Annotated in this window: 9 protein-coding genes; 1 reads left to right on the forward strand and 8 read right to left on the reverse strand. The window is 68.8% G+C overall.

The features are described 5' to 3' along the window. On the forward strand, positions 1–864 hold an 864-nt coding region (locus tag AACZ35_RS10265; protein WP_339828830.1), incomplete at its 5' end, for an isocitrate dehydrogenase. A gap of 76 nt (positions 865–940) precedes the next feature. Here AACZ35_RS10265 and AACZ35_RS10270 read toward each other — a convergent pair. The 8 genes from AACZ35_RS10270 to AACZ35_RS10305 all read right to left on the reverse strand — a co-directional run. Beyond that, entirely contained in the window at positions 941–1,378 is a 438-nt protein-coding gene (locus AACZ35_RS10270) for a hypothetical protein (RefSeq protein WP_339828833.1), read from the reverse strand. Between the two features lie 117 nt (positions 1,379–1,495). Further along, a complete protein-coding gene (locus AACZ35_RS10275; protein ID WP_339828836.1) occupies positions 1,496–2,035 on the reverse strand; it encodes an excalibur calcium-binding domain-containing protein in 540 nt (179 codons plus the stop codon). Positions 2,036–2,079: 44 nt separating this feature from the next. Next, the gene (locus tag AACZ35_RS10280) at positions 2,080–3,342 is read right to left on the reverse strand and encodes a DUF2254 domain-containing protein (RefSeq protein WP_339828838.1); all 1,263 of its coding nucleotides are present in this window, start codon (positions 3,340–3,342) and stop codon (positions 2,080–2,082) included. 31 nt (positions 3,343–3,373) lie between these two features. Further along, positions 3,374–4,132, reverse strand: coding sequence for a Bax inhibitor-1/YccA family protein (locus AACZ35_RS10285; protein WP_339828841.1), 759 nt, complete (start codon positions 4,130–4,132; stop codon positions 3,374–3,376). 69 nt (positions 4,133–4,201) lie between these two features. Then, complete coding sequence (locus tag AACZ35_RS10290; RefSeq protein WP_339828844.1) at positions 4,202–5,917, reverse strand: SulP family inorganic anion transporter; 1,716 nt, start codon at positions 5,915–5,917, stop codon at positions 4,202–4,204. Further along, positions 5,914–6,168 (reverse strand): helix-turn-helix domain-containing protein, encoded by a 255-nt coding sequence (locus AACZ35_RS10295; RefSeq protein WP_339828847.1) that lies wholly within the window; start codon positions 6,166–6,168, stop codon positions 5,914–5,916. The genes AACZ35_RS10290 and AACZ35_RS10295 overlap by 4 nt, the downstream gene beginning before the upstream one ends. A gap of 88 nt (positions 6,169–6,256) precedes the next feature. Continuing rightward, the gene (gene thiD, locus AACZ35_RS10300; RefSeq protein ID WP_339828850.1) at positions 6,257–7,069 is read right to left on the reverse strand and encodes a bifunctional hydroxymethylpyrimidine kinase/phosphomethylpyrimidine kinase; all 813 of its coding nucleotides are present in this window, start codon (positions 7,067–7,069) and stop codon (positions 6,257–6,259) included. Further along, positions 7,066–7,607: PhoH family protein (locus AACZ35_RS10305; RefSeq protein ID WP_339828854.1), on the reverse strand; the 542-nt coding region annotated here is incomplete at its 5' end. The genes thiD and AACZ35_RS10305, both read right to left, overlap by 4 nt.

Here is a 7,607-nt window from a genome sequence, read left to right on the forward strand (position 1 = left end):
CTGCTTCCCGCGGCCACCATGGATGCCATCCGCAAGCATCGCGTGGCGCTCAAGAGCCCGCTGACCACGCCGGTCGGCGAGGGCTTTTCGTCGATCAACGTCGAGCTGCGCAAGCGCTTCGACCTGTACGCCAACGTGCGCCCGGCGATCAGCTTCCCGAACACCAAGTCGCGCTACGAGAACATCGACCTGATCACCGTGCGCGAGAACACCGAAGGCGCCTACATCGGTGAAGGCCAGAACCTCACCGCCGACGGTGAAACCGCCACGCTGACCCAGAAGATCACCCGCCGCGGCTCCGAGCGCATCGTGCGCTACGCCTTCGACCTGGCGCGCCGCATCGGTCGCAGAAAGGTGACGGTGGTGCACAAGGCCAACATCCTCAAGTCGACCTCGGGCCTGTTCCTGAAGGTTGCGCGCCAGGTGGCCACGGAATACCCGGACATCCAGTGCAACGACATGATCGTGGACAACACCTGCATGCAGCTGGTGATGCGCCCCGAGCAGTTCGACGTGATCGTCACCACCAACCTTTTCGGCGACATCATCTCCGACCTGTGCGCCGGCCTCGTCGGCGGCCTGGGCCTGGCCCCGGGCGCGAACATCGGCACCGAGGCGGCGATCTTCGAAGCCGTGCACGGCTCGGCGCCCGACATCGCCGGCAAGGGCATCGCCAACCCCGTGGCGCTGCTGCTGGGCGCCGCCCAGATGCTCGACCACCTGGGCCACAACGACGCCGCGCGCCGCCTGCGCCAGGCGATCGTCGACACCATGACCGCCAAGGACAACCTGACCCCCGACCTGGGCGGCAGCGGCACCACCGAGTCCTTCGCCCAGGCGATCGCGAACCGCGCCAAAGCCTGAGGGTCCGGCGTTCCAGCGTGATAAAGAAGGGCGCCGACAGGCGCCCTTTTTCATGCCGGCCCGATTTGGCCGCAAATCAGTCTGAAGCGGGCGTGTCCCGGGAAGAAGGCGGCACGTAGATAGCCACCGCGTTCGCCTTCCTGCGGCTGGTGGGAATGCCCAGGCCGACGCCGACGGCGCCGTGGCTGCCGTAACTGGCGCCGCCCACCGACATGCCCACGGGCGAACGCGCCTGCCCCAGGCCCACGATGATCAGGCCATTGGCGCCCAGGGCGGCGGCTTCGGCGCGCAGCCGGTCGATGACGGCGCGCTCCTGGCCCGGGGTGCCGAATCCGATGCCGCTGGCGGCCTCGAGCTGGGCCACGTCCACGGATCCGGGCGGCGCGGCGCGGTAGATGCGCACTTCGGAGGGGTCGATGGGTGCGCGGGCCGGTCCGAGCATCAAACGCTGGGTGCTGGCGCAGCCCGCCAGCAGCAGCACGACCGATAGCAGGGTTAAACCGATCCTGGCCATGGGAAGACTCCGGCGCCTGCGGCAAATGCCGCCGCTGCCGATGGTCGCACGGCTCCGGCCCCGATGGGCCAGGCCCGGCAGTGCAGGGGCCCCTGGCGATGTTCCCGGTTCAGGCTCTCAGTAGCAGTGCTGCGATTCGCAGGGTATGCCGTCGCCGTCGCCGTCCATCTTCGTCTCCGGGCAGTTGCGGATGAAGTACTTGGCTTCGGCGCAGCTTTTCATCTGCGAGCAGTGCTGGCGGCCGTCGCACTGGAAGCGCTCGGGTTCTCGCGGCACGACGACCGGCAGCGCCACCGCCGCCGCCCTGGGCGCCGATTGATCGGCGCCGCGCCAGACCACCACGGCCCAGATGCCCGCGATCAGCAGCACCAGCGCCAGTGCGCCCTGGGCCAGGTAGCCGGGGCCGCTTTTCGCCGCCGGCTGGCGCGGGCTTCCGCCGGGTTTTGCCTGGCCGGCGCGGTAGATGCGCACGGCGCGGTCGCGGCCATCGGGTCCTTTTTCAACTTCGAACGACAGCAGTTCGCCGGGCTCGGGAGGACTTGTGCCGCGCGGGAATGCGGAGATGTGCACGAACAGTTCGGTGTCGCTGCCGGCCGGCATGATGAATCCGAAGCCGCGGTCCTGATTCCAGCGGGTGAGGTTTCCGTGTCGCCGCATGTCGGTGTCCCTGCGGCGCTCGCCGCGCCGGCCGATACCCTAAGTCAGTCGGCGAAGGATGCCAAGGCGCGCAGTCGTGCGAGCTGGGCGGGCAGCTCCATGTGCCGCTCCGCATGGGCCAGGGCCAGCCGGGCCTGGGCGCGGGCCGCGGTGGCGAGTTCCTCGTTGCCCAGCGACGCCAGCGTCTGCAGGCATTTCATCAGCCTCGTGCCGACCTCGATCGAACCGGCACCGTCGCGGGCAATCGCGGTGAAGGCATCCTCGACCAGGTCGGAAAGGGAAATTTCCGGAACCTGCACCAGCGGGTAGTCCGGGCTGCCGCCTTCGGGCACGGTGCGCACCCATTGCACGAAAATCCTGACCAGGCGGCCGGTCACGTCGATGGCGGTGCCCGGGTCGTTCACCGCCGGTGAAAGCGCCCGGCCGGCGATCTCGGAGAGCACGACCATGCCAAAACGGGGGTCGCCGTCGAATTCGCGGGTGCGGGAGATGCGAAACGCCGAGCGCAGTGCCCTGGTGACGTTCTCCGGCAGCCCGCCGCGCGCGCCGCCCACCCGCACCAGCGCCCGGCCCGGGACCATGAAGGCGCCGGGCAGGGCCGCCACTTCGATCACCAGCTGGTTCTGCTTCGCACAGTCCTGAAGGCAGGCCATGTCGAGCGCGCAGACATAGCCAACGTCGTCGGCCTCGATCGGCAGGGATCCGCCCGGTAGTCCGGTCGCGGGGACACCACCGCGCAGCGGAGCACGTCGGTACCGGCGGATGGCGCCCGTCACCGCATCTTCGGCGCGGTCGTTGGTATTGCCCTGGCGGCCCAGCCGGGCGATGCGGTCCACCCAGCGCACGAAGGTAAGGATCACCAGCGCGAAGACGACCGCCGTCTCGATGAACAACACGAAGCGCCCGACGGTGTCGAAGCTGCTGTTCTCCACCGCCACCAGCCCGACCACGCCGAAGATGAAGGCGCCGACGAAGATCGAGTAGGCGTTCTGCGAACTGTCGTCGGCCAGCACCAGGGGGAACGAGCGCGGCGAGGAATTGTTGCTGGCCGAGGCATAGGCCGAGACCATGGCGCCGGCGGCGAAGATGGCGATCACCAGCATGCTCGAGGCCATGATCGAGAGCAGCGACTCGATCGAGTCCGCCGAAATTTCCGGCGGATTCTTCATCAGCCATTCGGCGTCGAGCATCCAGGCCAGCCCCACGCCCAGCACCGACAGCAGGCATGCGAACAGCGGCTTGGCCCACAGCCGCTGGCGCAGGTCCAGCACAATCGTACGCAGGCGGGATACCGCTGCGCTGGCCATCAACCGCCGTCCTGGCCAGGCATCCCGGCGGTCAGTCGCGCGACTGCAGCTTGGCCAGCAGGCGCAGGATTTCCAGGTACAGCCAGACCAGGGTCACCACCAGGCCGAAGGCGCCGTACCACTCCATGTACTTGGGCGCGCCGGCTTCGGCGCCGGCTTCGATGAAGTCGAAGTCCAGCACCAGGTTCAGCGCGGCAATGACCACCACGAACAGGCTGAAGGCGATGCCCATCGCCCCCGAGTCATGGATGAAACCCATGCCCTCGAAGCCGAACATGCGCATGCCGATGTTGATCAGGTAGAGCAGGGCGATGCCGCCCGTGGCCGCGACCACGCCCAGCTTGAAGTTTTCCGTGGCCTTGATCAGGCCGGACTTGTAGGCCATCAGCATCGCGGCCAGCACGCCCAGGGTCAGCATCACCGCCTGCATCACGATGCCGGGGAACTGCGCCTCGAAGAAGGCCGAGATGCCACCCAGGAACAGGCCTTCGAGCAGCGCGTAGACCGGCGCCGTGACCGGCGACCAGGTCTTCTTGAACACCGTGACGATGGCGACGATGAAACCGCCGATGCCGCCGACCAGCATCCAGGGCATCATCGCGCCCGGGTTGGCCGGGTCGAACAGGTTCCAGGTGTAGGCGGCCGTGGCCACGCACATCAGGAGAAGAAGGCCGGTCTTGTTGACCGTGCCGCCCAAGGTCATCACCTGGCTGGCGTCGCGGGAAACGACTTCGCCGCTGCCGACGTCGAGGAAGGTGTTCTGGTTCAGGGCGGGATTGCCGCTGCGCATGGCTGGCTCCGTGAAGGGGTCGGGACTGTCGCCGATGCTACCGGAGCCGTGGCCGCCCGGGCCAGTCCGTCAGACCCCGGCGATGTCCCGGACCAGGCCTTCACTGGTCAATGACCGGGCCAGGCGCAGGGCGGCCGGGAAATCCGCGGCGAAGTGCAGCTCGCCCGGCCTTTCGGCCAGGCCCAGGCGCCGGGCCACCGCCATCGGCTGGGCCTGCATGCCCGAGATCACCAGAACGATGCCCTGGCGCCTGCAGCGTTCGGCCAGGGTGGTCAGCGAGTGCACGCCGCTGGCGTCGACCAGCGGCACCAGCCGCATGCGCAGGATGAAGACGTTCGGGCGCGTGAACAGCTGGTCGAGCAGGTTGTCGAGCCGGTTGGCGGCGCCGAAGAACAGCGGCCCGCGGATCTGGTAGACCTCCACGCCCGGCGGCAGCTGTTCGCGCTGGGCCGCATCGGAGGCAGATTCACCGTCCGAGTCGTCTTCGATCAGCTGCACGCCGGCGGTCACCTCGACCAGGCCGGCCATGCGGTGCATGAAGGCGAAGGCCGCCACCACCATGCCCACCTCGATGGCCACGGTGAGGTCCACGAACACGGTCAGGCCGAACGTGAGCAGCAGCACCAGCTTGTCGCCGCGCGGCGCCGACCGCACCGTGTGGCGGAAGTGGCCGTGTTCGCTCATGTTCCAGGCAACCACCACCAGCAGGCCCGCCAGCGCCGGAAGCGGCACGTAGCTGGCCAGGTCGGCCGCCAGCAATACGAAGGCCAGCAGGAAGCCTGCATGCAGCATGCCGGCCACCGGGGTCCGGGCGCCGGCGCGGATATTGGTGGCGGTGCGGGCGATCGCCCCCGTGGCCGGCAGTCCGCCGAACAGGGCCGAGGCGCCGTTGGCGATGCCCTGGCCAATGAGTTCGGTATTCGAACGATGTCGCCGGCCGGTCATGCCGTCGGCCACGACCGCCGACAGCAGCGACTCGATGCCGGCCAGGAAGGTGATGGTCAGCGCCGCCGGCAGCAGCGCGATGCAACGCGCCAGGTCGAGCGAGGGCAGCGCGGGCAGGGGCAGGCTGGACGGCACGCCGCCAAAACGGCTGCCTATGGTGTCGACCGGCAAACCGAACAACGCGACCGCGCCCGAGGCCAGCACCACCGCCACCAGGAAGCCGGGCGCGCTGGGCGCCAGCTTGCGCAGTCCGACGATCAGCCCGATGCAGGCAAGGGCCAGTGCCAGGGCCCAGCCGTTGAAGCTGTCCAGGTGCGCCCACAGCACGCCCAGCTTGGGCAGGAATTCGGCCGGCACCCCGTCGACCTGCAGGCCCAGCAGGTCCTTGAGCTGGCTGGCGAAGATGATGACCGCGATGCCGGCGGTGAAACCGGTGACCAGCGGCTGCGGCAGGTACTTCATCAGCGTGCCGACCTTGAGCAGGCCGGCCACGACCAGGATCACGCCCGCCATCAGGGTGGCGATGACAAGGCCGTCGTAACCGTGGGTGGCGATGATCGCGTAGATGACCGGGATGAAGGCGCCGGTCGGGCCGCCCACCTGCACGCGTGAGCCGCCCAGGGCGGAGATCAGGAAGCCGGCAACGATGGCGGTAAGCAAGCCGGTGGCCGGGTCGGCGCCGCTGGCCACCGCCAGGGCCATGGCCAGGGGCAGGGCGACGATGGCCACCGTCAGGCCGGCCACGCTGTCGGCGCGCAGGTCCGACCACCGGTAGCCCTCGGCGAACACCGTCAGCAGCTTGGGGTGGAAATGGCGCGCGATGCGCCCGCGCAGGCTCACTGCCGCGGCTCCTTCAGGCGCACGCCGCGGCCCTGGCCCTGGCTGGGCTGGCCGTTGCCGATCAGTTCAACGCCGGCGGCGTCGAGTGCCTCGACGATTCGCGTCAGGGTGTCGATCTTGCCGCGCACGTTGCCGGCGCTGGCTTCCATGCGCTGCACGGTGGGCAGGGATACGCCGGCCAGTTCGGCCAGGCGGCGCTGGTCGATGCCGATCAAGGCGCGGGCGGCACGCAGCTGGGCGGCGCTGATCATCCGGGGTCTCTCGCGAAAGCCTGCGCGAATGTTAGGACCCGGAACGTCTCAAGGCAAGCTCAGGATATCTTTATTGATGCCTTAAACATCATTCCTGCGTGCGCTGCCAGAAGTGCGCCAGCACCCGCACCGGCCCCTTGCCCGGGGCATACCCGTGCTTGAGCGCGCCGTGCACGTAGTTGGTCGCGGCCGAGCAGGCCTCGCGCAGCGGCATGCCGCGGCACAGGTTGGCGGCGATGGCCGAGGCCAGGGTGCAGCCGGTGCCATGGCCTTCGACATCCAGGCGCGGATTGACGAATTCGATCAGCGCTTCGCCGTCGTCGAAGCGATCCACCATGTCGCCGCTGCCGGGCAGGTGGCCGCCCTTGAGCAGCACGGCGCCGGCGTCGAGGGCGAGCAGTTCCACCAGCGCCGCTTCCGCGGCTTCGTCGTCGGCAATCGCATGGCCCAGAAGCAGTTCGGCTTCGGGGATGTTGGGCGTGAGCACCGTCGCCAGCGGCAACAGCCGCGAGCGCAGCATGTCCAGGGCCCCGTCGTCGAGAAGCTTGGCGCCGGACGTGGCCACCATCACCGGGTCCAGCACCACCGCCCGCGGGCGATGGGTTTCCAGCGCGTCGGCCACGGCGCGAATCACGCGTGCATTGGCCAGCATGCCGATCTTCACCGCGCCGATGTCGAAATCGGCGAAGCAGGCATCGATCTGTTCGCGCAGGAAATCCACGGGCGGCACGTGCACGGCCGTCACCGCCCGCGTGTGCTGGGCGGTGAGCGCCGACAGCGCGCTCAGCCCGTGCACGCCGTGGGCGGCGAAGGTCTTGAGGTCCGCCTGGATGCCGGCACCACCGCCGGAATCGGATCCGGCGATGGTCAGAGCACAAACGGGGCGGGCGTTGCCGGTCAAAGCACTTCCGAGGCGTAGTCGGCCAGGCGCGAACGTTCGCCGCGGCGCAGGGTGATATGGGCGCTGTGGTTCCAGTTCTTGAAGCGGTCCACGGCGTAGGTCAGGCCCGAGGTGGTTTCGGTGAGGTAGGGCGTGTCGATCTGCTCGACGTTGCCCATGCAGATGATCTTGGTGCCCGGGCCGGCGCGGGTGACCAGGGTCTTCATCTGCTTGGGCGTGAGGTTCTGCGCCTCGTCGACGATCACCCAGCGGTTGAGGAAGGTGCGGCCGCGCATGAAGTTCATCGAGCGGATCTTGATGCGGCTGGCCAGCAGTTCGTTGGTGGCGCCGCGGCCCCAGCTGCCGTGGTCCTCGGTGTGGGTCAGCACTTCGAGGTTGTCGGTCAGCGCACCCATCCAGGGCGTCATCTTTTCTTCCTCGGTGCCGGGCAGGAAGCCGATGTCCTCGCCGACGCTGACCGTGGCGCGGGTCATGATGATCTCGCGGTAGCGCTGCACGTCCATGGTCTGGGTCAGGCCCGCGGCCAGCGCCAGCAGGG

Origin of the sequence: uncultured Arenimonas sp., from assembly GCF_963976025.1 — a bacterium.
Taxonomy (GTDB): Bacteria; Pseudomonadota; Gammaproteobacteria; order Xanthomonadales; family Xanthomonadaceae; genus Arenimonas.

Excerpts from the sequence above, each read along its gene's own strand:
- AACZ35_RS10270 (WP_339828833.1), bottom strand. The coding sequence starts at position 1,378 with ATGGCCAGGATCGGTTTAACCCTGCTATCGGTCGTGCTGCTGCTGGCG.
- AACZ35_RS10275 (WP_339828836.1), bottom strand. The coding sequence starts at position 2,035 with ATGCGGCGACACGGAAACCTCACCCGCTGGAATCAGGACCGCGGCTTC.
- AACZ35_RS10280 (WP_339828838.1), bottom strand. The coding sequence starts at position 3,342 with ATGGCCAGCGCAGCGGTATCCCGCCTGCGTACGATTGTGCTGGACCTG.
- AACZ35_RS10285 (WP_339828841.1), bottom strand. The coding sequence starts at position 4,132 with ATGCGCAGCGGCAATCCCGCCCTGAACCAGAACACCTTCCTCGACGTC.
- AACZ35_RS10295 (WP_339828847.1), bottom strand. The coding sequence starts at position 6,168 with ATGATCAGCGCCGCCCAGCTGCGTGCCGCCCGCGCCTTGATCGGCATC.